At 58.7% G+C, this 25,367-nt stretch carries 15 protein-coding genes and 1 pseudogene; 6 read left to right on the top strand and 10 right to left on the bottom strand.

Features of this window, described 5'->3' with window-relative positions:
- The first annotated feature begins 2 nt into the window (after positions 1-2).
- The 4 genes and pseudogenes from ALP40_RS04180 (at position 3) to cobA (ending at position 6,757) form a co-directional block, all read left to right on the top strand.
- Positions 3-1,664, top strand: a complete 1,662-nt coding sequence (locus ALP40_RS04180) for a bifunctional protein-serine/threonine kinase/phosphatase (RefSeq protein WP_122207016.1) — start codon at positions 3-5, stop codon at positions 1,662-1,664.
- A 374-nt stretch (positions 1,665-2,038) separates the two neighbouring features.
- Positions 2,039-3,244 (top strand): annotated as a pseudogene (locus ALP40_RS04175) (NAD(P)/FAD-dependent oxidoreductase); the annotation flags it as partial.
- Between the two features lie 20 nt (positions 3,245-3,264).
- Positions 3,265-5,985, top strand: a complete 2,721-nt coding sequence (locus ALP40_RS04170) for a nitrate reductase (RefSeq protein WP_122207014.1) — start codon at positions 3,265-3,267, stop codon at positions 5,983-5,985.
- Positions 5,986-5,995: 10 nt separating this feature from the next.
- Entirely contained in the window at positions 5,996-6,757 is a 762-nt protein-coding gene (cobA, locus tag ALP40_RS04165) for a uroporphyrinogen-III C-methyltransferase (protein ID WP_122207013.1), read from the top strand.
- 101 nt (positions 6,758-6,858) lie between these two features.
- Here the strand turns inward: cobA and ALP40_RS04160 are convergent, their stop codons facing one another.
- From ALP40_RS04160 to ppsA, 8 genes are all read right to left on the bottom strand, one after another.
- Positions 6,859-7,893 (bottom strand): OmpA family protein, encoded by a 1,035-nt coding sequence (locus tag ALP40_RS04160; protein WP_122207012.1) that lies wholly within the window; start codon positions 7,891-7,893, stop codon positions 6,859-6,861.
- 107 nt (positions 7,894-8,000) lie between these two features.
- Complete coding sequence (sigX, locus tag ALP40_RS04155) at positions 8,001-8,591, bottom strand: RNA polymerase sigma factor SigX (protein ID WP_122207011.1); 591 nt, start codon at positions 8,589-8,591, stop codon at positions 8,001-8,003.
- Between the two features lie 82 nt (positions 8,592-8,673).
- Positions 8,674-9,498, bottom strand: coding sequence for a mechanosensitive ion channel family protein (locus ALP40_RS04150; RefSeq protein WP_004885692.1), 825 nt, complete (start codon positions 9,496-9,498; stop codon positions 8,674-8,676).
- 2 nt (positions 9,499-9,500) lie between these two features.
- Positions 9,501-9,749, bottom strand: coding sequence for a CrfX protein (locus ALP40_RS04145; RefSeq protein WP_122207010.1), 249 nt, complete (start codon positions 9,747-9,749; stop codon positions 9,501-9,503).
- Between the two features lie 88 nt (positions 9,750-9,837).
- Complete coding sequence (locus ALP40_RS04140) at positions 9,838-10,833, bottom strand: zinc transporter ZntB (protein ID WP_122207009.1); 996 nt, start codon at positions 10,831-10,833, stop codon at positions 9,838-9,840.
- A gap of 11 nt (positions 10,834-10,844) precedes the next feature.
- Positions 10,845-11,333 carry a ribonuclease E activity regulator RraA gene (rraA, locus tag ALP40_RS04135; RefSeq protein ID WP_122207008.1) on the bottom strand — a complete coding sequence of 163 codons (489 nt, stop codon included), beginning with the start codon at positions 11,331-11,333 and terminating at the stop codon, positions 10,845-10,847.
- Between the two features lie 91 nt (positions 11,334-11,424).
- Complete coding sequence (locus ALP40_RS04130; protein WP_122207007.1) at positions 11,425-12,414, bottom strand: alpha/beta hydrolase; 990 nt, start codon at positions 12,412-12,414, stop codon at positions 11,425-11,427.
- A 168-nt stretch (positions 12,415-12,582) separates the two neighbouring features.
- Positions 12,583-14,958: a phosphoenolpyruvate synthase gene (ppsA, locus tag ALP40_RS04125; protein ID WP_122207006.1), complete on the bottom strand. Its 2,376-nt coding sequence runs from the start codon at positions 14,956-14,958 to the stop codon at positions 12,583-12,585.
- Positions 14,959-15,150: 192 nt separating this feature from the next.
- Between ppsA and ALP40_RS04120 the strand changes: the two genes are divergently transcribed.
- Together ALP40_RS04120 and ALP40_RS25655 are read left to right on the top strand one after the other, a co-directional pair.
- Positions 15,151-15,969 (top strand): pyruvate, water dikinase regulatory protein, encoded by an 819-nt coding sequence (locus ALP40_RS04120; RefSeq protein WP_122207005.1) that lies wholly within the window; start codon positions 15,151-15,153, stop codon positions 15,967-15,969.
- A gap of 194 nt (positions 15,970-16,163) precedes the next feature.
- On the top strand, positions 16,164-21,464 hold the full coding sequence (locus ALP40_RS25655; protein WP_221034591.1) for a hypothetical protein: 5,301 nt from the start codon (positions 16,164-16,166) through the stop codon (positions 21,462-21,464).
- A 41-nt stretch (positions 21,465-21,505) separates the two neighbouring features.
- Here the strand turns inward: ALP40_RS25655 and prpF are convergent, their stop codons facing one another.
- Together prpF and acnD are read right to left on the bottom strand one after the other, a co-directional pair.
- On the bottom strand, positions 21,506-22,711 hold the full coding sequence (gene prpF, locus ALP40_RS04110; protein ID WP_122207004.1) for a 2-methylaconitate cis-trans isomerase PrpF: 1,206 nt from the start codon (positions 22,709-22,711) through the stop codon (positions 21,506-21,508).
- A 67-nt stretch (positions 22,712-22,778) separates the two neighbouring features.
- Positions 22,779-25,367, bottom strand: a complete 2,589-nt coding sequence (gene acnD / locus ALP40_RS04105) for a Fe/S-dependent 2-methylisocitrate dehydratase AcnD (protein WP_122207003.1) — start codon at positions 25,365-25,367, stop codon at positions 22,779-22,781.

The following is a 25,367-nucleotide window of genomic DNA, read 5'->3' as shown; positions in this document are numbered from 1 at the left end:
CCATGACGCTGACACTGCGTTTTGCCGAATTCAGCGCCAGCGGTCCGCGACCGGAAAATCAGGACGCCATGCGCCTGGTAACCCCGGTTGCGTCACTGGCAGCCAGCAAAGGGTATCTCTTTGCCTTGGCCGACGGGGTCAGCCAGTGTGCCGATGGCGCGCTGGCTGCGCAGTCGACCCTGCAAGCCCTGGCACTGGACTACTACGCCACGCCGGAAACCTGGGGGGTGGCGCAGTCCCTGGATCGTCTGTTGCTCGCGCAGAACCGCTGGCTGCTGGCCAACGGTCTGCTCACTACCCTGAGTGCGCTGGTGCTACGCGGCAGACGTTTCACCCTTGCCCACGTGGGCGATTGTCGCGCCTATCGCTGGCAAAGCGGCAAGCTGAGCCGCATCAGTGAAGATCACGTCTGGGAACAGGCCGACATGCAGCACGTGCTCAAACGTGCGCTGGGGCTGGATCAGTACGTGGTCATGGACTATCTGGAAGGCGAACTGAGTGAAGGCGAACGTTTGCTGCTGGTCAGCGACGGGGTCTGGGCGACACTGGGCGATGCCAGCATTCGGTCGATCCTCACCGAACAGGACGACCTCGATTCGGCAGTCAAAACCTTGGTCAGTGCGGCCCACCTGGCAGGCGGTCAGGACAATGCCAGCGCCCTGCTGATCCAGGTCGACAGCCTGGGCGCGGACGACCTGGGCGATGCCCTTTTGCAGTTACAACAATGGCCGCTACCGCCTGCCCTCAAACCCGGCCAGCGCTTCGAAGGCTGGAGCATTGGCAACGTGGTGGCCCAGTCTCGCCAATCCATCCTGTACCGCGCTCACGATGCCCACGGGCTGCCTTGGCTGCTCAAGACATTGCCAACATCACGGCATGACGAATCGGGCGCAGGCCAGTGTCTTTTGCTGGAGGAGTGGTTTCTGCGCCGAGTTGCTGGGCGCCATTTCCCGGAAATCCACCCGCTGCCCGAGCGTCAGCACCTGTATTACGCGATGCGCGAATATGCCGGTCGCACACTCGCCCACCTCTTCACCTTGAGCGGTCCGCTGCCGTTGGCGCAGTGGCAGGATCTGGCGACGCGTCTGCTGCGGGCCACGGGCTTGCTGCACCGGCGCAACATCGTTCATCGCGACATCAAGCCTGAGAACCTGCTGCTGGGTGACGACGGCGAGTTGCGTCTGCTGGATTTCGGTGTGGCGTTCTGCCCCGGTCTGTCTGCGACCAATACGGAGGATTTGCCGGGCACGCCGAGCTACATTGCACCAGAGGCTTTCAACGGCGCCGAGCCCGACCCGCAACAGGATTTATACGCCGTTGGCGTCACCCTTTATTACCTGCTGACTGGCCAGTATCCCTATGGCGAGATCGAAGCCTTTCAGCATCGCCGTTTTGGCACGCCGATTCCAGCCAGCCGCTATCGCCCGGATTTACCGCTCTGGCTGAGCCTGAGCCTGGACAAGGCCGTGCAGGCCAACCCGGCCCAACGTTATGAAACGGCCGAGCAGTGGTTGCTGGAACTGGAACAAGCCGAACAGCGTCCGGTCGCGGCGCGCCCCCGTCCGCTGCTGGAGCGTGAACCGCTGAAGGTCTGGCGCACGCTGGCGCTGGTGTCACTGCTGATCAATCTGGTGGGGCTGGTCTGGCTGATGAGCCGTCATTGACGTTTCGCCGTTGCGCGCAGCGAGTCGGTCGCTCGGCTCACTGAATCTGCAATACGCACTGGCTCAAGGGCGCCACGCCTAAGCAGAGCATGATCGAGACGGCCGCCCCGCTTCTGTGCGACATGCCTCAAGGCAGTGCAGGCACGCCCCTGGTTTCCAGCATCGAACCCCGCATTCACGGCTTGAGCCAAGTTGGCACAACCACTGCATGATCCCTCTCAGCAGTTTCATAACGCGCCGCCCTCAACGATGAAGGCAGCGCTTCCCGAGAGAACGGGACCGGACAAAGGCGTCCCTGTCAGGCAACTGACGGGACGCCTTTTTTGTTTGCGCGCAATTTGTCGAGCGCACCCTGATGGTGACTCGGAGGCACGATGAAAAAACTCAAACTGGTGATGATTGGCAACGGCATGGCCGGGGTGCGCACACTTGAAGAGTTGCTCACATTGAGCGAAGACCTTTACGACATCACCGTGTTCGGCGCCGAGCCACACCCCAACTACAACCGGATTCTGCTGTCGCCAGTGCTGGCGGGCGAACAGACGTTCGAAGAGATCGTCCTCAACGACCTTGCCTGGTACGAAAACAATGGTATCCAGTTGCTGCTCAATCGGCGCGTGGTCAAGATCGATCGCATCAAGCGTCTGGTGCTTGCCGACGATGGCACCGAAGCCCATTACGACCGCCTGCTGATCGCCACCGGTTCGAGCCCCTTCATTCTGCCGATCCCCGGCAATACGCTGAATGGGGTGATCGGCTATCGCGACATCGGCCACACCCGGGAAATGATCGACACTGCGGCCACACACAAACGCGCAGTGGTCATCGGTGGCGGGCTGTTGGGTCTGGAGGCGGCCAATGGTCTGAGCATGCGCGGCATGCAAGTCACCGTCGTGCATAACGGGCAAACCCTGTTGGAGCGCCAACTGGACAAAACCAGCGGTCTGATGCTCCAGGCCGCGCTCGAACAACGCGGCTTGAGTTTTCGCCTCAACGAGCAGACCGAAGCCTTGCTGGGCGACGACCTAGGTCGCGTGCAAGCGGTGCGTTTCAAGAACGGCGACGTCATCGCTGCCGATCTGGTGGTGATGGCGGCTGGCATTCGCCCCAACACCGAACTGGCCGAACAGGCCGGCCTGCCCTGCAGCCGGGGCATTCTGGTCAATGACACGCTGCAAACTTATGACCCACGCATTTATGCCATCGGCGAATGCGTGAGCCATCGAGGCATCGCCTACGGCCTGGTCGCCCCGCTGTTCGAACAGGCCAGGGTCTGCGCCAACCATCTCGCGCAGCTGGGTTTTGCCCGTTATCCGGGCTCGGTGACATCGACCAAACTCAAGGTTACCGGCATCGATCTGTTCTCTGCTGGCGATTTTCTGGGCGGCGAAGGTACGGAAAGCATCACGCTGTCAGACCCTATTAGTGGGGTGTACAAGAAACTGGTGATCAAAAACGACGTACTGGTGGGCGCCTGTCTGTATGGCGACACCGCCGATGGCAACTGGTACTTGAAGCAGATTCGTGACGGCCAAGGTATCGATGCCATTCGTAATCACCTGATGTTCGGCGAACCCGCGCCAATCGAGGCGGCCTGCGCATGACCAGCCTGGCCCTCCCTCCCACTCAAGTCACCGCCTCCACCTGCTGTTATTGCGGCGTGGGCTGTGGCGTACTGATCGAACATGACGGGCAGAACATCCTGGGCGTCAGCGGTGATCCGCACCACCCGGCCAATTTCGGCAAATTGTGCAGCAAGGGTTCGAGCCTGCACCTGACCGGCGACCTCGACGCGCGCGCGCTGTACCCGGAGTTGCGCCTGAGCAAAGGCCTGGCCCGCAGCGTCACCGATTGGGACACCGCACTGGAACACGCTGCCAATGTATTCGCCGACAGCATCCGTGAACACGGCCCCGACAGCGTGGCGTTCTACATTTCAGGCCAGTTGCTGACAGAGGATTACTACGCGTTCAACAAGCTGGCCCGCGCCCTGATCGGCACCAACAACATCGACAGCAATTCGCGGTTGTGCATGTCGTCGGCCGTTGCAGGCTACAAACGCAGCCTTGGGGCCGACGCACCGCCCTGCAGCTATGAAGACATCGAACTGAGCGACTGCGTGATGATTGTCGGCAGCAACATGGCCTACGCCCATCCGATTCTGTTCCGTCGCCTGGAAGACGCCAAAAGCCGTCGGCCCCAGATGAAGCTCATCGTCATAGACCCTCGGCGCACCGATACCTGCGAGCTGGCCGATCTGCATCTGGCGATTCAGCCGGGCACCGACGTGGCCCTGTTTCACGGCATCCTGCACGTTCTGATGAATCAGGGCCTTGTGGACACGGCCTTCATCGCAGCCCATACACAGGGTTACGAGGCGCTTGAAACGCTGGTGCGTGATTACCCGCCAGAAACCGCCGCGCAGCTGTGCGGCATTGGCGTCGAGGAACTGTTGACCTGTGCCCGGTGGATTGGCGCATCGCCAGGTTTTCTGTCGCTGTGGTGCATGGGGCTGAACCAGTCCACCTCAGGCAGCGCCAAGAACAGCGCCCTGATCAATATTCACCTTGCCACCGGCCAGATCGGTCGAGCCGGTGCCGGGCCTTTTTCGCTGACAGGTCAGCCCAATGCAATGGGTGGCCGCGAAACCGGCAGCCTGTCCAATTTGCTCCCCGGTCATCGCGAAGCCGCCAACCCCGAGCATCGCGCCGAAGTGGCGCAATACTGGGGCGTCGATCAGTTACCCGCGAACCCCGGCCTGTCTGCCATCGAGTTGTTCGAGCAGTTGCAGAGCGGCACGATCAAGGCGCTGTGGATTGCCTGCACCAACCCCGCGCAGTCATTACCCGATCAGAACAGAGTCCGGGCGGCTCTTAAAACCTGTCCATTCGTGGTGTTGCAGGAGGCTTTCAAGACCACGGAAACGGCGCGCTTTGCCGACCTGCTGCTGCCCGCCGCCAGTTGGGGTGAAAAGGAAGGCACTGTCACCAACTCGGAACGACGCCTTTCAAACGTGCGCAAGGCCGTTCAAGCACCTGGCCAGGCACGTCCGGACTGGGCGATCACCGTAGACTTCGCGCAACGGCTGCAACAGCGTTTGCAACCCGAAGCCCCAGCGTTGTTCGATTTCAACACGCCCGCAGCGCTGTTCGATGAATTCAAAGGCCTGACGACAGGACGCGATCTGGACATGTCCGGCATCGATCGTGCGTTGATCGACCGTCAGGGCCCGCAGCAGTGGCCATTCCCCCAAGGCGCACGCGGGGGTACGACTCGCCTGTACACCGACGGCATTTTTCCCACCGCGTCGGGACGCGCGCAGTTTCTGAGTGAGCCCTACAGCGCCGCCAAGGAGCTGCGTGATGCCGAGTTTCCCCTGACACTGAACACCGGTCGCCTGCGAGACCAGTGGCATGGCATGAGCCGCACCGGCACTGCCGCACGCCTGTTTGGCCATGTCAGCGAAGCGGTGTTGGGTCTGCATCCTCAGGATCTGCAATTGCATGGTGTGCAGGCGGGCGATGTGATCAAGCTGATCAGCCGTCGCGGCGAACTGTATCTGCCAGTGAGCAGCGATGAAAGCGTGTGCCCCGGTCAGGCCTTTCTGCCCATGCACTGGGGCGACCGCTTTCTCAAGGGCGGCGTAAACGTGCTGACGCAACCGGCGCTCGACCCGATTTCCAAACAACCGGAACTCAAGCATTCCGGCGTCAGGATTGAAAAAGCCAACTTGTCTTGGCAGTTCTTCGCACTGGTCGAGGGCAATGTGCAACAACAATGGGAACGCCTGCGGCTCGCGTGCGAGACCTTCACCTTCCTGAGCCTTGGCCTGGTTGGTCGTGAGCGCCCGGCACTGGTGGTTCGTGCCGCTCATGCTGGCGCTCCGCCCCAAAGCCTTCTGAATGAAATCGATACGCTGCTGGGCGTGGGTGAAGGGCCAGTCATGGCTTACGACGACCCCAAACGCGCCATCGGCAAGCGGGTACGCATCGATAACGGCCGCATCACCGCCATTCGTCTTGCGGGTGAAACGGCGGCCCAGCACTGGCTCCAGGCGCTCTGGCTTGAAGAACGCGTAGAACCACCACTGCGCCGCTGGCTCCTTGCGCCATTGAGTCAAGAGCCGGGCAGAGACGGATCCGGAACGCGCGACACAATCCTGTGCAACTGCATGAACGTCAGCCAGAGCGCTGTGATGAAAGGCATCGACAGCGGACTGGACCTTAACCAACTCAAAAAACGATTGGGCTGCGGTACACAGTGCGGTTCTTGCGTCCCTGAAATAAAAAGACTGATCAACACCGTAATGGTCACTGAATGAGGAACACAGCATGAGCTCAAAAGTGTGGCTGGTGGGCGCAGGCCCGGGTGATCCCGAATTGCTGACCCTCAAGGCCGTGCGAGCCTTGCGTGACGCCGATGTGGTGCTGATCGACGATCTGGTCAACACCGCCGTGCTTGAGCACTGCCCTGCAGCCCGGATTATTCCGGTTGGCAAACGAGGCGGTTGCCGCTCCACGCCACAGGCCTTCATCCATCGCTTGATGCTGCGCTACGTCCGTCAGGGCAAATGCGTAGTACGCCTCAAGGGTGGCGATCCGTGCATCTTCGGCCGTGGCGGCGAAGAAGCCGAGTGGTTGCAAGCGCGTGGCGTCGACGTTGAGCTGGTCAATGGCATCACCGCGGGCCTGGCGGGTGCCACCCAATGTGGCATTTCGCTGACCTTACGTGGCATCAGCCGTGGCGTAACGCTGGTCACCGCCCACACGCAGGACGACAGCAGCCTCAACTGGCAGGCGTTGGCGCAAAGTGGAACCACGTTGGTGGTGTACATGGGCGTGGCAAAGCTGCCGGACATCCGCGAAAACCTGTTGGCAGGCGGGATGCGTGAAGACATGCCGGTGGCGATGATCGAGAACGCATCACTGCCCTGGCAACGTGAATGCCGCAGCACCTTGGCGACGATGCAGCGTGACGCAACGGCATTTGAACTTAAGAGCCCGGCGATTCTGGTCATAGGCGCAGTGGCTGCGGGCAGCGAAAACGTCACGGCACAAGACGTACTGGACAATCTGCACCGACAAGTCGGCTGAATTCAAGGTTTATTGCCTACCTGTCAGCAAGCGCTACCACCCTCAAATCGCAGACAAAGAAAAGCCCGGCATAAGCCGGGCTTTTCAGTACAAGCGGCTAATTACTTAGCTTGAGCTTCTACTTCTGCTTCTACGCGACGGTTAACTGCACGGCCAGACTCAGTTGCGTTGTCAGCAACTGGACGGGATTCGCCGTAACCAACCGAGTTTACGCGGCTAGCACCAACGCCATACTGGTTGACCAGAACTTGCTTAACGGCGTTTGCACGACGCTCGGACAGTTTCTGGTTGTAAGCGTCAGGACCGACGGAGTCAGTGTGACCTTCAACAGTGGTGGAGGTTTGTGGGTACTGCTGCATGAAGTCAGCCAGGTTCTTGATGTCGCCGTAGCTGCTAGGCTTGACTACGGATTTGTCGAAATCGAACTTGACGTCCAGCTCAACGCGAACGACTTCAGCAACGGCTGGGCAGCCATCAGCGTCAACAGTCACGTTTGCAGGGGTGTCTGGGCACTTGTCAACGTTGTCGCACACGCCATCGTTGTCGCTGTCGGAGCACACTTCAGCTACTGGAGCTGGTGCTGCTTCAACTTTCTTGCTGCCGCCACCGAAGTTAACGCCGATACCGACGCTTGGCGCCCACTCGGTGTTGCCTTGGTCGATGTTGTACTGAGCTTCAACGCCTGCACGGGCATAGAAGTTGTCAGTGAAGTACAGCTTGGCGCCGCCGCCGATGTTGGCGAAGGTGGAACCGTCACGGCCGTTGCGAGCGTCCTGGCCAATGCTCTGGTCAGAGAAACCGGCAGACAGGTATGGACGCAGCATGTCGCCCGGGTTGTTGAAGTGGTACAGAGCGTCCAGAGCAGTGTTGGCGCCCTTGATGTTCTTGCCGCTGTCGCTACGAACGTTGTGAACTTCGTCGTAGCCCAGACGCAATTCAACGTCGTCAGTCAGGAAGTAACCAACGGAACCGCCGAACAGGTTGCCGTCGTTTTTGAAGTTACGATCGCTATCGTAATATTCTTTTTTGGCAAAGCCTTCGATTTCGACTGCGCCTTGGCCTTGAGCCAGCGCGCCGAAAGAAGTGGCGGCAACGATAGTACCGATTGCCAAGCCCAAGGTGTTTTTCAGTTTCATCCGTTAAATCCCCATCTGGTGATTGTAAAGCAGTCCCACGTAACTGGGGACAACTCGTCGGCAAGTCTACCAGACCTTGCCAGTTCGTTAGAGATATTTGCTGGCCGTTAAGTTTCGGCGATACCTGCAAATTTCTCACGTAGTTTATCAAGCGCCCGCTTGTAGCGCATTTTCGTTGCGCTCAAGCCCATGTGCATAATGTCTGCGATCTCCTGGAACTCTAATTCTGCGACAAATCGCAGCACCAGAATCTCCCGATCGATCGGGTTCACATACACAAGCCAGCGATCGAGACCGCCCCGCTCTTCAGGTTTTGGCGCCTTTTCTTCCGACGCTTCCTCAAGCGGATCCAGACTCAAAGCGTCCATCAAGCGACGCTTACGCCGTTCCTTTCTGTATTGAGTGATGCACTCGTTGTACGTGATGCTGTACAGCCAGGTCTTGAATTTCGATTTACCCTCGAAATTCTTCAAGCCATACAACACCTTAAGCATCACCTCCTGACAGACATCGTCCGCGTCGCGATCGTTCCCCAAATAACGTGCACAGACGTTAAAAAGTGTTCGTTGATAGCGACGCATCAATTCTTCGTACGCCCGAGTCACATTGAACAGCTCAACGTGAGCGCGTGCGACCAGCTCCTCATCAGAGAGATCGCGGGGGTCGTAGCGCGTTGAAAGCGGTTGGGGTTTATTCAAAACGAATCGTGCCGACAGTCAGGTCAATGTCCGCCACGGCCTGTTCCGGCAACTGGGCGGCATAGATTAGCAGGTTAGCCGCTTAACGGCTGCTTACTCTCTGATCGAGAAGGATGCGGTTCGAAAAAGACACCAGCTCCCCCTCATCTGTCAGCAGGGTCGTTTTGACCGTACCGATTTCTTCTATTTGCCCCTCGGTGTCGCCTATCTGCACCTGCTGGCCCACCTGATAAAGCTCACGCACATAAATCCCGGCGATGATCTGGCCCGCTATTTCGCGGCTTCCCAGTCCCAATGCCAAGGCAACTGCCAGACCAACGGTCAGCAATGCAATGACAATGACATGGTTCAGCAGGTCGGTTTTGACCTCAAGCTGGCTGATTGCGACCGAAATGCTGATGATAATGACCAGCCCCTGAGCGATTCGCCCAAGGCCTGCCGAATAATCGATGCCGACACCCTCGGCCGCACCGCGCACCAGGCCATTGACCAACTGCGCCAGCAATACACCGACCAGCAGCACAAGCGCTGCGCCGAACACCTTCGGCAGATACAAGGCCAGCATGTCCAGGGTAGCCGACACACGCTGCAAACCCAGTGATTCGGCGGCAGACACCAGGAAGATCAACAGCACGAACCAGTAAACAATTCTGCCTATCAATGTGGAGATCGGCACCTTGACGCCGGCTCGCCCCATGATTTTGGTCAAACCCGTACCACCCACCAGGCGATCAAGACCCAGCTTGGCGAGCAGTTTGGATAACAAGGCGTCCAGCAGCTTGGCGACTGCGAAACCCAGCACAACAACAACCAGCGCGCCAAACAGGTTAGGGATGAAGTTGGCGACTTTGGTCCACAATGCAGTCATTGCAGCAAGAAGGCTCTGCGTCCAGAGGTTCAATTCCATGCTCAATCAGCCTTATCGGTAAAACGGGCACCCGCTCGGGTGCGACGGGAAACGGGAGCGACATGGGCAGAGCCGTTGTTGAGCGCGATCATCATCGCCTCGGACCAACGTCCCAACAGCCCGAACAACACACCGGCACCGACCTGGCGGTTGGCGGTTTTGAGGACGCGCCCCAGACATGCATCGTCGTCCCGGCTGGAGGATGACGACTTAAGCATATCTCGTAAAGATTCTTCGAACGGATCGTGCATCAGGCACCTCACGCAATGTAAGTCAAAGACGTGACGCTTTCGAAGCGAGTCACACAGGCTTCATGAAAAAACATATAAGTGCCAGGCCTTAGACCCAACGCAACCGTCTGAACAGCCACCACTGCCCGACGGCAACGGCCACGATCAGCCCGCACGCCACCAGAAAACCATAGGGATTTGCGGCCCCGGGAATGCCGCCGACGTTGATGCCCAGCAGGCCGGTCAGAAAGCTCATCGGCAGGAAGATACCGGTGATAATACCGAAGCGGTACATGGTGCGGTTCATGTGCTCGCGCAAACGCCGGTCTTCGGACTCCAGCAGCAGCCCGACTCGCTCTCGGGTCAGTTCAAGCTCTTCCAGGTAGCGGGTCAGGCTGTTGTTCAACTCGTTCCAGTAATCGGCGTCTTCGTCGTCGAACCAGGTCAGCTTGATCCGCGAAAGCTGCCCATAGATATCGCGTTGCGGCCCCAGAAAACGCCTCAACCCGGCGGCACGGCGACGGATGTGCAGCAACCTGCCATGCTCGGGACTGTACCGTTCGTCGGCGTCGGTCTTTTCTTCCTCTTCGTCGACCGATTCGGTCAACTCGCCGACCAAGTCCTGAACCTTGTCGGTCAAGTATTGCGCAAGATAAAGAATCAGTTCCGAGGCGGTTTTCGGGCCTTTGGACTGGCCCAGCAATTCGATCAGCTCTTCGGTGGCGCGCAATGGCCGCAGGCGCAGCGAAATCACACGCTGGGCCGCCGCGAAGATGCGCACCGACACCATGTCTTCCGGCTCCGCGCCAGGATTGAGGTTCACGCCGCGCAGAAACAGCAGCAATTCCTGCTCCGGCAACGCCAGAAGACGCGGCCGGGTGTTTTCTTCCAGCAACAGGTCGCAGGCGAACTCGCTCAGGCCGCTGGCGTTACGCAGCCACGTGTGCGTTTGCGGGTGACTGCGATCCCAGTGCAGCCACAGGCTCTCATGAGGCTGCAACTGGAGGTCCTCAAGCTCGGTTCGAGCGATGAAACGCGCTCCGCCTTTACCATCCAATACGAGGGCATGAACCAGCCCCCACTGCGCGTTTGCTTCATCGAACATTGAGACTTCGCTTATTCCGGCATCGTGAGGGGAGAAGGAGAAATGATCACACCGTTGTTGTCGGCGTACAGGTAATCGCCAGGCTTGAAGGTCACGCCGCCGAACGTTAGCGGGACATTCAGCTCACCGATGCCGCGCTTCTCGCTCTTCCTGGGATGGCTGGCCAGCGCCTGCACCCCCAGATCGGTCTGGGCCAGCATGTCGACATCGCGCACGCAGCCGTAAATCAGCAGGCCTTCCCAGCCATTCTTAGAGGCCTTGTCAGCCACCATGTCGCCCAGCAAGGCGCAACGCAGCGAACCGCCGCCGTCGACCACCAGCACCTTGCCTTTACCGTCCAGTTCGATCTGCTCCTTGACCAGTGAGTTGTCTTCGAAGCATTTGAGGGTCACGACCTGGCCACCAAACGAGTCGCGTCCACCAAAATTGCTGAACATCGGTTCGACAACCTGTACCAGTTCCGGATAAGCGTCACACAGATCGGGGGTGAGGTAGTGCATGAGATCAACTCCTGTTATCGAGGCATGGGCTCAAAAAGGCTACAGACTCAGCTTAGTGCGCAGCGCAGTCTCTTTATAGCGACTTTAACCGCTAACTGCCTACCGCCGTCTGAAACGCTGCTGCCCGTTCAGGTGCAGACCGCTCGCGCAGCCAATCGATCACTCGCGGCCACACCTGTTGCTGGGCCCCTTTGCTGACCAGCATTTGCACATGGCCGAAATCTTCGTTGAATCCATGCTCGCGGCCCAGGCAGAGAAACTGCCGGGTCTCGCTGCCCACTTGGTCGAACAGCATCCGGCAGGCCCAGGCCGGATCCTGATGATCACCCACCGCCGCCACGGCCAGAAGCGGGACCTGCACCTCTCTCAAGCCGGCCCACCAATCGCTGTGACGATCACCGAAACGCCCGAACAGGCCGTGCCAGCGCATGCTTTCCAGCATCACGCCCATCGGCTCGTCCTCAGGACCGCGTTTGAAGCGTGGCCCGGAAACGTGCTCGAAACGCCTGAGCAGCAGGCGACCGGACCATTGCAGGGGCGGAATCTTCAGCGGCCAATAGGTGCGACTGACCTGACTGCCGAACATCGCAACCGACGCCGCGCTCTCTACCCCCAGATATTGACCGCCCAACGCAGCAGCCAGTGTCGTGCCACCCAGGGAATGGCCGATCCAGTGAGGTAATTGGCCGCTTTGCTCCTGAACGAACGCTCCGATCACGGGCAGGTCATAGCGGGCGTAATCGGCCACGCAATTGGCGCGATAATTCTGATTGCGCGCCGACAGCCCGTGCCCGCGCATCTCTGGGATCCAGACGTCATAACCGGCACGCGCCAGAAACGGCCCCAGCCCGATCCCCTTGGGCGAATACCAGAACCTGCGATTGGAAAAACTGCCGTGCAGCAGAATGACCGGCACGCCTCGCCCGTGAGTCTGGTCGACCAGACCCAGGCGGGTAACGGCCAGTTCGACGCTCGGGTCAGGACTGTTGGCAGGCTTGAGGCGGTAGACGTCTTCGACCAGATCACCACGACGCTCGGCACTGATCAAGGCAACGGGAAATAGTTGACTGCTGCTTTGCATATTGCTCTTTTCGGAAATTCAAAGGCATCGGGTCGCCTCTGACAGACTGTATGAAAATGCTTAGATAGCGCCTTGCCGCGACGCATAAAAAAGGCGGTTTCCGAAAAAACCGCCTTTTCTGGATGAAACCCTGAACCACAAGACGGCCCAGGGTTTAAGGACGTCACATCAGACCGGTGCTTGTGCTTCGGCCAGGAAGAACCAGGTTTCCAGAACCGAATCCGGGTTGAGCGAAACACTCTCGATACCCTGATCCATCAACCAGCGCGCCAGATCGGGGTGATCGGAAGGCCCCTGACCGCAAATGCCGATGTATTTGCCCGCCTTGTTGCACGCCTGGATCGCATTGGAGAGCAGCTTCTTGACCGCAGGGTTACGCTCGTCGAACAGGTGCGCGATCACGCCGGAATCACGGTCCAGGCCCAGCGTGAGCTGAGTCAGGTCGTTGGAGCCGATGGAGAAGCCGTCGAAGTACTCGAGGAACTCTTCAGCCAGGATCGCATTGGACGGCAGCTCGCACATCATGATGATGCGCAGACCGTTTTCGCCTCGCTTCAGCCCATTGGCCGCCAGCAGATCGATGACCTGACTCGCCTCGCCCAAGGTGCGCACGAACGGCACCATGATTTCGACGTTGGTCAGGCCCATGTCTTCGCGCACGCGTTTGAGGGCACGGCATTCCAGCTCGAAGCAATCGCGGAAGTTCTCACTGATGTAGCGTGAAGCACCCCGGAAGCCCAGCATCGGGTTCTCTTCTTCCGGCTCGTACAGTTTGCCGCCGATCAGGTTGGCGTACTCGTTGGACTTGAAGTCCGACAGCCGCACGATGACTTTCTTCGGCGTAAACGCAGCGGCCAGGGTGCTGATGCCTTCAACCAGTTTCTCGACATAGAAGCCAACCGGATCGTCGTAACCGGCGATGCGCTTGTCGACACTGTCCTTGATTTCCGGCGGCAGCAGCGAGTAGTTGAGCAGCGCCTTGGGATGCACGCCGATCATGCGGTTGATGATGAACTCCAGACGCGCCAGGCCGACACCGGCGTTGGGCAACTGGGCGAAATCGAACGCGCGGTCGGGGTTGCCGACGTTCATCATGATCTTGAACGGCAGCTCAGGCATCGCATCGACCGAGTTGGTCTTGATGTCGAAACCCAGTTCGCCTTCGAAGATGTAACCGGTGTCGCCTTCGGCGCAGGACACAGTGACGCCCTGCCCGTCCTGCAACAACTGGGTGGCGTTGCCGCAACCGACCACGGCCGGGATGCCGAGCTCACGGGCAATGATCGCTGCGTGACAGGTACGACCACCACGGTTGGTGACGATGGCGCTTGCACGCTTCATGACCGGTTCCCAGTCCGGGTCGGTCATGTCGGAAACCAGTACGTCGCCTGCCTGGACCTTGTCCATCTCGGACACGTCCTTGATAATCCGCACCTTGCCCGCGCCGATGCGCTGGCCAATCGCACGGCCCTCAACCAGCACCTTGCCGGTTTCCTTGAGCAGGTAGCGCTCCATGACGTTGGCCGAAGCGCGACTCTTCACGGTCTCAGGGCGCGCCTGAACGATGTAGAGCTTGCCGTCGTCACCGTCCTTGGCCCACTCGATGTCCATCGGGCACTTGTAGTGCTTCTCGATGATCATTGCCTGCTTGGCCAATTCGGACACTTCGGCATCGGTCAGGCAGAAACGCGCACGATCGGCGGGCTCGACATCGATGACCTTGACCGAACGACCGGCCTTGGCTTCTTCGCCGTAAATCATCTTGATGGCCTTGCTGCCCAGGTTGCGACGCAGGATCGCAGGGCGGCCAGCGGCCAGGGTGTCTTTGTGTACGTAGAACTCGTCCGGGTTGACCGCGCCCTGCACCACCGTTTCACCCAGGCCATAGGCACCCGTGATGAACACAACATCGCGGAAGCCGGATTCGGTGTCGAGGGTGAACATCACGCCTGCCGTGCCGGTTTCAGAGCGCACCATGCGCTGCACGCCAGCAGAAAGCGCCACCAGCTTGTGGTCAAACCCTTGATGCACGCGGTAGGAAATGGCGCGGTCGTTGAACAGGGAGGCGAACACTTCCTTGGCGGCGCGAATGACGTTCTCGACCCCGCGGATGTTCAGGAAGGTTTCCTGCTGGCCGGCAAAGGAGGCGTCCGGCAGGTCTTCGGCGGTGGCGGAGGAACGCACGGCAACGGCCAGATTCGGGTTGCCTGCCGACAAAGCGGCAAAGGCGGTACGAATCTCGGCGTTGAGCTTCTCGGGAAACTCGGCCTCCATGATCCACTGACGAATCTGCGCGCCGGTCTTGGCCAGCGCGTTGACGTCGTCGACATCAAGAGCATCCAGAGCTGCGTGGATCTGATCGTTCAGACCGCTGAGCTCAAGGAAATCACGGTAGGCCTGGGCCGTAGTCGCGAAACCGCCGGGCACTGAAACACCAGCGCCTGCAAGGTTGCTGATCATTTCGCCGAGGGATGCGTTCTTGCCTCCCACGTGCTCCACATCATGGACGCCGAGCTTATCGAGGGAAACTACGTACTCTACCAAGGTGATCTCTCCACTAACTGTGTTTATTGTTGGGAAAAGCTCATTCACCGCAGGCACGGGCAACGTGACCGCAGCGTTTCGGAACAGGCGCGAACCTGAGCCTTGAAAATAGGCGAGAATGCCGCCCCTCAGGGCCCGCAAGCGCGCCTATGATATCCAGCAATCGTCAACTGCTTATGGCCAGAGGCGCACATGAAACGATCCGCTTTCTTTATTTCCGACGGTACCGGCATTACAGCCGAAACCCTGGGGCAGAGCCTGTTAGCGCAATTTGAAAACATCACGTTCAACAAGTTCACCAGGCCCTATATCGACAGCGTCGAGAAAGCGCGAGCGATGGTACAACAAATCAACAACGCCGCCGACAAGGACGATGTGCGGCCGATTATCTTCGATACCATCGTCAATCAGGATATTCGGGAAATCCTGGCAACGTCCAACGGCTTCATGATCGATATTTTCTCGACCTTCCTGGCGCCGCTGGAACAGGAGCTTAGTTCACACTCCTCCTATTCGGTGGGCAAATCGCACTCCATCGGTCACAACTCAAACTACATGGAGCGCATCGAAGCGGTCAATTTCGCACTGGACAACGATGACGGGGCTCGCACGCATTATTACGACAAGGCCGACATCATTCTGGTGGGCGTTTCGCGCTGCGGAAAGACCCCGACCTGCCTGTACATGGCCATGCAATTCGGTATCCGTGCGGCCAACTATCCGCTGACCGAGGACGACATGGAGCGCCTGCAACTGCCCGCCGCGCTCAAGCAGCATCGTGAGAAGCTGTTCGGCCTGACCATCGACCCCGACCGCCTGACTGCCATCCGCCACGAGCGCAAGCCCAACAGCCGCTACTCAAGCTTTGCCCAGTGCGAATTCGAAGTGCGGGAAGTGGAGAGCCTGTTCCGTCGTGAAAACATCCCGCATATCAACTCGACCCATTTCTCGGTGGAAGAGATTTCCGCCAAGGTGCTGGTCGAGAAAGGGGTTGAGCGGCGGTTCAAGTAGCCTGGCTATCGGACCTGCGCGGTCTGCTAAGGACCTCCCTGCGACCTAGCAGCTATTACAGTAGCCAGCCCGTGTGCGCCGCCTGAAGATGATCCCGACATCCCTTGACGCCGCCGTGGCGCGAGGACAGATCAACACGGGTGGCAACACGACTCGCCGGATGCGATGCAGAAGGTCACCAGGGACGGTGAACAATGAACCTAACAGCCTGGCTACCAGCGGCCTTCGCACTGGCGCTGTTGAACCCTACCCTCGGGCAGCACTTTACGACAGTACAAGCATCGGATAGCCCCGACGCAATGACTGGTTTACCTCGGGCTGTCGAGCACGCTGGCACTTATGAGGATCCCAAGAGCCTGGAAGAGCCCAGCGACAAGATCGGGACCGTCTATGCCATCAATGATTCAGAAGGCGTGCGACGCCTTTACTCGTCAAAATTCGTCGGCTACCCGGCCGACAAAAGTGCCCCCCCGTCGTTACCGGATGGCTATCAGGATGTTTTACCCACTGTACCGCCTCAGATCATTACTAACGAAGACTGGCTCTACCGAGGCACCCACGCAGGCACGTATGCCGACCCGCAAATCCCGTGCGGTGCTACTTACGCCGGCGCCATTCATCGGATCGAACTGCGCTCGGCTCAGTCCAACGAAAAAACGTATGCTTTTTTCAAGGAGTCAAACTCCACCGGCGACGACTTCGATGCAGTGTCATGCTGGGCACCCATGCCCACAACAGCCGCCAGTGATAACGGCTGGACGTATCTGGAAAGCACGTCTCACCTCGGTACCCTCAGCGATCCCAAAGGCGACGAAACCGTTGCAGACTTCACATGGAAAGGCGCACGCCATGTGTTCCGGATGGATCATGAAATAGATGCCTTTTACGCCTCAAAGCAGGAAGGTACCGTATCGAGCGCCTGGACCCGGCCTGATCCCACACGTAGAGACGACACCGAGCACTGGGCATTCGTTGGCAATCGAATGAAGGCGACGTACCAGCACCCCGCACAAGGACTGGGATCGGGCGGCCTGACCTGGATAGGCGCCGTCTACAGTTTTCCCATCGGTGGCAAGCCGACTTATTTTGTGTCACGGTTTGAAGGTTCGGAGGCGACTGTCAATCCAGCAGTACCAGAGACCGCTGCGAGCAATGAGTTTTTCAGCTACGTGGGGGCCATCGATGAAACGCTCGGCACGCTGGCCAACCCCAAAGGCCTGAATGACCCTACGTGGCCAGGACAAATCCATGCGTTCGAACTGCCTGAGCGCAAGGTGTATTACGAAGCGCACTTCGAGGGGCTTCCATCGGACCGCTATCCTTCGGTGGGAGACGTACAAGCCGATCCGGTGAATTGGGCGTACAAAGGCGAGAGCAGGCATGTGGGCACCTACGAGGACCCAAAAACGCTCGAAGACCTGACCTGGCCGGGGGCTGTCCACAAACGGGACGGGTATTTTGACGGATCAAGCACTGTGTCTCTTTACTACGAGTCGACATTCTCAGGCACGCCCGCAGTATTGGGCATCGACTACCCTCAGGGCGGCCTGCACAGTGACAAACACTGGATATTCCGAGGTGGCGCACCCGGTGCCGGCACATTCCAGTCACCCAAGGATGAAATCGAGGTTACCTGGAAAGGAGCCATTCATGCGTCCCGCGCAACAGCTGATGAGCCAAGACATTTTTTTATTTCCCAGGTCGAGGGGAATGCCCCCGCCGGCAGCAGACCTTTTCCTGCGAGGGCTCAGAACAGCGATGCCTGGACATACATTGGTACGGATGACCATGCAGGAACCTTTGTAGATCCCAAGACAGAGCACGATTTCACGTGGCCTGGCGCGATTCACTTAGTCGACGAAAAGGCACGTTTGAGGTATTTCTCATCCACCTTCTACGGCACGCCACCGCTGGATCAGGGCTGGGAATATCCGAAGGAAAAGTTCAGTAACAAGTCCTGGACGTACCTTGTTACCTCCAGACACCGCGGGACATATGCGGACCCCAAAACCTGGGAAGACATGACTTGGCCGGGCGCCATTCATGATCAGTATGATGATGCCGGGCACCTGTATTTCATCGCACGCGATCACGGAGTGCCTTCGAAAGAGAGCTGGACCTACCCGACAGACGCGGTCGACAACGAACACTGGTTTTTTGCAAGAAGAGAGAAATCCAAAGGTACATTCGACGACCCCAAAAACATAGACGATGTGACCCATGTCGGCGCCATCCATAAAATATCTCGAAGCCACACAGACACCTGGGACTTTTACGCATCACGCATGCACGGTCTGCCAGAAGAAACAGGCGCTCGCCTGCCTCAGGGGCATAGCGACAATGATTTTTTTACTTACATAGGAGAAAGCAAGCACGACGGCACCTATACCGATCCGAAGACGTGGGATGAGCTCACTTGGGAAGGGCTTATCCATCGCTATGAGTATGCCGGCAAGGTTCTTTATTTTGCGGCAAAAGTGTCGGGTGTTCCTTCGCAACAGGGCTGGCTGTATCCGACCACGGGCACCTCAAACAATTATTGGGCATTTATGCAGGAAAGCCGCCACAAGGGCACCTTCGCTGACCCCAAGGATTGGGAAGACGTTACTTGGCCGGGCGCCATTCATGCCTATCTAGTCGACGGCGTACGACGGTTCTATGCGGCCAAGGCAGGCGGGGTTCCTTCGGATAACGAATGGAACTACCCCATTGGCGGAAACAGTGACAACGGCTACTGGACATACCTCTCGACGCAGCTTCATGAGGGGACGTATGCCGACCCCAAAGAACTGAATGAGCCGACCTGGCCTGGCGCCATTCACCTGAATCAGGTGGACGCCACACGTTATTACTATGAAAGCCGCAACGATGGTATTCCGTCTAAAGAAGGATGGCATTACCCAAGTGGCGCGGTCAGCGACAACAACTGGCTTTATCTGGCAACGGGAACCCACCAGGGCACGCCGGCAGACCCTAATGTATGGGGTGAGCCCACTTGGCCGGGAGCCACTCACGTTAATATCGATCAGACCGGTCACTACTTTTACTACATCTCGCTCAACGCAGGCATACCTGCAGACAATGCGTGGCACTATCCGAGGGGTGAAACCGATAACGATCACTGGATCTACAAAGGCACCGGCCGTCATTCGGGAGAAGCGTACGACGCCAAGGAACTGAATGAATTCACCTGGCCCGGCGCATTGCATTATTCGACCGTGAATAACCGTCGCGTATTGTTCGCATCAAAAAACGAAGGTGTGCCGTCGCAAAATGCATGGCACTACCCGCTGACAGAGCACGATGACGCAAACTGGACGTTTGCGGGTCAGGCTCATGCAGGCACCTTTATTGACCCGCGGAACTGGAACGAACCGACGTCGCCAGGGGCAAAACATATTATCCTGCGCGACAACATTCCTTATTTTTATACCGCAAGGTTCACCGGCAATGCCGCTGAGCACAACTGGTACTTCCCTACAGGAGAAACCACCAACAATTACTGGACTTACGCCAGTAAGCACTACGGGACCTTTGATGATCCCAAGACCCTTGCAGACCCGGTATGGCCGGGCGCGATCAGCCTGATCGACAATGCGGGGACGGCACGTTATTACGAAGCCCGCCAAGAAGGCAGCGCCACAGACTCCGGATGGGAATTCCCGGCGAATGGCTCAAGCAATGCGTACTGGATAGACAAAGGGAGGTACGCCGGCACCTTGGCCGACCCCAAGGATTGGGATGAACCCACTTGGCCAGGCGCCATACACCGGTATATTCAGCCTGATAAAACTTACTTTTATACGGCCCGAGCGGCAGGTGTCCCCAGCGAACATAACTGGTATTACCCGGCAGGCACGACCAGCAACGCAACGTGGACACATCTGGCCGACAGTGTCCAGACCGCGCCGGGTATCAACGACTTTTCCCGTCCATTCAACCGCTACACATGGGCGACGGCTCATAATGCGTACCTGAACAGCATCAAGGAACAATTGGAGCGAGGCATACGAGGGTTCATGCTGGACCTGCATCCTCGCAACCACATCGGCGGAGAGCCTTATCTTGCGCTTTGCCATGCGCAAGACGACAACTTCTGCATTGACAAAAATGAATTGAACGACGAATTAGCCAAAACACTCAATGAGGTCTATCTGCCGTTTTTGCAAGCCAATCCGTCAGCAGTGATCACGCTGTTGCTGGAGTCTTATGCCGATCGCGAACCGCTTAACAACGAACTGAAAAAAGTATCTCCCGAGTTACTGTCGATGGTGTTCAACCCCATTCTTTTTGGCGAGGGTAGCTGGCCACTGCTTAGCGATATGATCCTGAAGAACCAGCGTGTGGTGATCCTTGCCGACAGGGACGAATCGACGGGTACCTTCACTGTCGACGGCATTGATGTGACCATTCTGAAAAACACCCAGGTGGCTGTCGAAAACACCTACGATCTGGGACTCATCATTAACCATGATTGGGCATGTAAAACCCGAGACATCAACCATCCGCTGGATGCAGAACAATCAAACGATGCCAGAGGCTGGCCGCTATTGTTCGTCATGAATCAGTTTCACACGTGGGGCAGCAGTCAGGCCCATGCCGGCGACGTCGACAACAACCTGACCTGGCTGCAACGTCGCGTGCTTGATGAATGTTTACCTAAGAGCCACAAGAACCCTAACTACATAGCGGTGGATTACAACCAGACCGGTGATACCCTTTTGTACGCCGCGGCGCTGAGCCAGGGAGGCGTCTATTTTTATGAAAAGCCTAACGCCGATCGAAGCGGGGATACGGTCTGCGTATTGCCAGCCTTGAACGACTACAACTTCAGGCTGCCAGCGCATGGCTGCGAAAACGATGAGGTCAGATCCGTGCAGCTGGCCGGCGTAGCCCGAGGCACACGTATTACCCTTTACGACTCACCGAACGGCATCAAGTCCGATGACTTTGTTTACATCGACGTCAAAAACACCATGCCCATTGAATCCCCAGTGACTATCGCCTCTCTGGAGCACAGTTTCTCGAATAATCAAGTGACCGTTACGGCGTTACGCAACAACGGAATGGACGGTAAAGTGTCGCGAATCGTCATCGGAAAAACGCCAATGGACAGCGACTTTTCGGGGGCGGAAATTGTTTTCCACGAACAAAATAATGCGACCGAAAACACCGTCTGTACGGTGCCCTTTGCCAGAAATGACCGATTCAAGATGGGCGCAGGCAATAACCCTTATGGCTGCGACAACGACGAAATCAGGTCTGCCACGGTCGTCAGGGCAAAGAAAGGCTCTTATTTTTCGCTGGTGGGCAATCCGGACGGGACGTTCAATCAGGGCAAAGCCGCCGTTACTGTGCTGCAGGACATCATCGTACCCCGAGTGATTCCAAGCTTTAACCATTCTTACAACGATGGAGTCATCAAGGTGGAAGTGTCTAACGGCGGCAATCTGGACGGCAAGAGCTCCTACGGCTACTTTGAACCTCTGCAATAAATCGTGGCGGGTTGCGCCTGTAAAACAGGCGCAACCCTCGATCAAGCCTGCACCGCTTGCAAAATATCGCCCGGCACTCGCACCCAACCTTCCATCAAGACCCTGGCGCTGCGGCTCATGATGGCTTTGGTAACGGTCCACTCGCCGCCCGACTGATGCGCCTCGGCCCCCACTCGCAAGGTGCCGGAGGGATGACCAAACCGCACCGCGCTGCGAGTCTCACCACCTGCCGCCAGGTTCACCAGCGTGCCCGGAATGGCAGCCGCAGTGCCGATGGCGACCGCAGCAGTGCCCATCATCGCGTGGTGCAACTTGCCCATCGACACGGCGCGCACCAGCAGATCGACATCCTGCACCCCGACTGGCTTGCCGCTGGACGATACGTAACCGCAAGGCGGTGCGACAAACGCAACCTTCGGCGTGTGTTGTCGGCGCGCGGCTTCATCCACATGAGCGATCAGCCCCATGCGGACAGCGCCATAAGCCCTGATGGCTTCCAGCTTCGCCAGCGCCTCGGGGCTACCATTGATGTCGCCCTGCAGCTCGGTGCCGGTGTAGCCGATGTCAGCGGCGTTGATGAAAATGGTCGGGATTCCCGCATTGATCAGGGTGGCCTTCAGCGTGCCTACGCCCGGCACGTCCAGGTCGTCGATCAGATTGCCGGTGGGAAACATTGTCCCCCCTGCGCCCTCTTCGTCCGCTGCCGGATCGAGAAACTCCAGTTGCACCTCGGCTGCGGGAAAGGTCACGCCATCGAGCTCGAAGTCACCGGTTTCCTGAACCTCGCCCTTGCTGATCGGTACGTGAGCGATGATGGTCTTGCCGATATTGGCCTGCCAGATGCGAACCGTGGCAATGCCGTCCTGCGCAATGCGGCTAGCATCCACCAGACCGCTGAGAATCGCAAACGAACCGACCGCTGCCGACAAATTGCCGCAGTTGCCGCTCCAGTCCACGAACGGCTTGTCGATGGACACCTGACCGAACAGATAATCCACATCGTGATCGGCCCTGCCGGAGCGCGACAGGATCACGGCCTTACTGGTGCTGGACGTCGCACCGCCCATGCCATCGATCTGCTTTTCATAAGGGTCGGGGCTGCCGATCACACGCAGCAGCAGTGCGTCCCTGGCCGCGCCAGGAACCTGCGCAACGTCGGGCAGATCAAGCAGGTTGAAAAACACACCTTTGCTGGTACCGCCACGCATGTAGGTGGCAGGGATTCTGATTTGCGGTAAATGAGTCATGTCTGTTCCTGTCCCGGTCATCGATCGTTCCCATGCTCTGCATGGGCACGATCACCATTGCATTCATTCACGACGCAGTCGCTTCGAGGAAGTCCTGGGCGAAGCGTTGCAGCACGCCGCCCGCCTCATAAATGGAGAGCTCTTCGCCGGTATCCAGACGACAGGTCACCGGCACTTCAAGGCGCTCGCCGCTCTTGCGAGTGATCACCAGGGTCAGGGTTGCACGCGGCGTGCGCTGGCCGATCACGTCGTAGGTCTCACTGCCGTCGATGCCCAACGTCAGCCGGTTGGTGCCCGGCTTGAATTCCAGCGGCAACACGCCCATGCCCACCAGATTGGTGCGGTGAATACGCTCGAAGCCCTCTGCCGCAATCGCCTCGACGCCCGCCAGCCGCACGCCTTTGGCCGCCCAGTCGCGGGACGAGCCCTGACCGTAATCGGCACCGGCAATGATGATCAGCGGCTGCTTGCGTGCCATGTAGGTTTCGATGGCTTCCCACATGCGCGTGACCTTACCTTCAGGCTCGATACGGGTCAGCGAGCCCTTCTTGACCTTGCCATCCACCACGGCCATTTCGTTGACCAGTTGCGGGTTGGCGAAGGTAGCGCGCTGGGCTGTCAGGTGATCGCCCCGATGGGTTGCGTAGGAGTTGAAGTCCTCTTCCGGAACGCCCATTTTCGCCAGGTATTCACCGGCGGCGCTGTTGAGCATGATCGCGTTCGATGGCGACAGGTGATCGGTGGTGATGTTGTCCGGCAGCACGGCCAGCGGGCGCATGCCCTTGAGCGTTCGTTCCCCGGCCAGCGCGCCTTCCCAGTACGGCGGACGACGAATGTAGGTGCTCATGGGGCGCCAGTCGTACAACGGCTCGACTTTCGGGCCGGTGTGTTCTTCGATGGCAAACATCGGGATGTAGACCTGACGAAACTGCTCCGGCTTGACCGAAGCCTGCACCACGGCGTCGATTTCTTCGTCCGTTGGCCAGAGGTCCATCAGGCGTATTTCCTTGCCGTCAACGACGCCCAGCACATCCTTCTCGATATCGAAGCGGATCGTGCCCGCGATGGCGTAGGCCACCACCAGTGGCGGCGAGGCGAGAAAGGCTTGTTTGGCATAAGGATGAATCCGTCCGTCGAAGTTGCGGTTACCGGACAGCACCGCCGTGGCGTAAAGGTCACGGTCGATGATTTCCTGCTGAATGACAGGGTCCAGCGCACCCGACATGCCGTTGCAGGTCGTACAGGCAAAGGCCACCACGCCAAAACCCAATTGCTCAAGCTCAGTGGTCAGGCCAGCGGCGTCCAGGTAAAGCGCCACGGTTTTCGAACCGGGGGCCAGCGATGACTTCACCCAGGGCTTGCGCGTCAGCCCCAGACGATTGGCGTTGCGTGCCAAAAGGCCTGCGGCAATCACGTTGCGCGGATTACTGGTGTTGGTGCAACTGGTGATCGCCGCGATGATCACCGCACCATCGGGCATCTGCCCTGGCACTTGCTCCCACTGCCCGGCGATGCCTTTGGCCGCCAGATCGGACGTCGCCACGCGGGCATGGGGGTTCGACGGCCCGGCCATGTTGCGCACTACGCTGGACAGGTCAAAACTCAGAACACGCTCGTACTCGACGTCCTGCAAGCTGTCGGACCACAGCCCCGTGTGCCTGGCGTACAGCTCGACCAGCTTGACCTGCTCGTCTTCGCGCCCGGTCAGGCGCAGGTAATCGATGGTCTGCGAATCGATGGAGAACATCGCCGCAGTGGCGCCGTATTCAGGCGCCATGTTGGAAATCGTCGCCCGGTCGCCCAACGTCAGGCTGGCCGCGCCTTCGCCGTAGAATTCCAGGTAAGCACCCACCACCTTCTGCTGGCGCAAGTATTCGGTCAGGGCCAGCACCACGTCGGTGGCGGTAATGCCGGGCTGGCGGCGACCGGTCAGCTCGACACCAATGATGTCCGGCAGGCGCATCCAGGAGGCACGGCCAAGCATCACGTTTTCCGCTTCAAGGCCGCCGACGCCAATGGCAATCACGCCCAGCGCATCGACATGCGGGGTGTGGCTGTCGGTGCCGACCAGCGTGTCGGGAAAGGCCACCCCATCGAGCACCTGAACCACCGGCGACATTTTCTCCAGATTGATCTGGTGCATGATGCCGTTGCCGGGCGGGATCACTTCGACATTCTTGAACGCCTGCTTGGTCCAGTCGATGAAGTGGAAGCGATCCTCGTTGCGACGATCCTCGATGGCGCGATTTTTTTCGAACGCCTGCGGATCGTTACCGCCGCATTCCACGGCCAGTGAGTGGTCGACGATCAGTTGCACCGGCACCACCGGGTTGACCTGCGCAGGGTCGCCGCCTTGAGACGCGATGGCATCACGCAGCCCCGCAAGGTCGACCAATGCCGTCTGACCGAGAATGTCGTGACAGACCACGCGCGCCGGGAACCACGGAAAGTCCAGGTCGCGGCGGCGCTCGATCAATTGAGTCAGCGAGGCAGTCAAGGTCGCCGGATCACAGCGACGCACCAGGTTCTCGGCCAGCACGCGGGAGGTGTACGGGAGAGCGGCGTAAGCGCCGGGTTTGATGGCTTCGATGGCGGCACGGGCGTCGAAATAATCCAGCCGGGTGCCATGGAGCGGTTTGCGAAATTCACTGTTCAT

It is taken from the genome of Pseudomonas viridiflava (genome assembly GCF_003702045.1).
Lineage (GTDB): Bacteria > Pseudomonadota > Gammaproteobacteria > Pseudomonadales > Pseudomonadaceae > Aquipseudomonas > Aquipseudomonas viridiflava_C.
The sequence above is the reverse complement of the archived record's forward strand: the minus strand, read 5'-3'. Positions and strand labels throughout refer to the sequence as shown.

What these genes read in the sequence shown, in the direction of transcription:
- ALP40_RS04180 (WP_122207016.1), top strand. Translation starts at nt 3, where the DNA reads ATGACGCTGACACTGCGTTTTGCCGAATTCAGCGCCAGCGGTCCGCGA.
- ALP40_RS04170 (WP_122207014.1), top strand. Translation starts at nt 3,265, where the DNA reads ATGACCAGCCTGGCCCTCCCTCCCACTCAAGTCACCGCCTCCACCTGC.
- cobA (WP_122207013.1), top strand. Translation starts at nt 5,996, where the DNA reads ATGAGCTCAAAAGTGTGGCTGGTGGGCGCAGGCCCGGGTGATCCCGAA.
- ALP40_RS04160 (WP_122207012.1), bottom strand. Translation starts at nt 7,893, where the DNA reads ATGAAACTGAAAAACACCTTGGGCTTGGCAATCGGTACTATCGTTGCC.
- ALP40_RS04150 (WP_004885692.1), bottom strand. Translation starts at nt 9,498, where the DNA reads ATGGAATTGAACCTCTGGACGCAGAGCCTTCTTGCTGCAATGACTGCA.
- ALP40_RS04145 (WP_122207010.1), bottom strand. Translation starts at nt 9,749, where the DNA reads ATGCACGATCCGTTCGAAGAATCTTTACGAGATATGCTTAAGTCGTCA.
- ALP40_RS04140 (WP_122207009.1), bottom strand. Translation starts at nt 10,833, where the DNA reads ATGTTCGATGAAGCAAACGCGCAGTGGGGGCTGGTTCATGCCCTCGTA.
- rraA (WP_122207008.1), bottom strand. Translation starts at nt 11,333, where the DNA reads ATGCACTACCTCACCCCCGATCTGTGTGACGCTTATCCGGAACTGGTA.
- ALP40_RS04130 (WP_122207007.1), bottom strand. Translation starts at nt 12,414, where the DNA reads ATGCAAAGCAGCAGTCAACTATTTCCCGTTGCCTTGATCAGTGCCGAG.
- ALP40_RS04120 (WP_122207005.1), top strand. Translation starts at nt 15,151, where the DNA reads ATGAAACGATCCGCTTTCTTTATTTCCGACGGTACCGGCATTACAGCC.
- ALP40_RS25655 (WP_221034591.1), top strand. Translation starts at nt 16,164, where the DNA reads ATGAACCTAACAGCCTGGCTACCAGCGGCCTTCGCACTGGCGCTGTTG.
- prpF (WP_122207004.1), bottom strand. Translation starts at nt 22,711, where the DNA reads ATGACTCATTTACCGCAAATCAGAATCCCTGCCACCTACATGCGTGGC.
- acnD (WP_122207003.1), bottom strand. Translation starts at nt 25,367, where the DNA reads ATGAACAGTGAATTTCGCAAACCGCTCCATGGCACCCGGCTGGATTAT.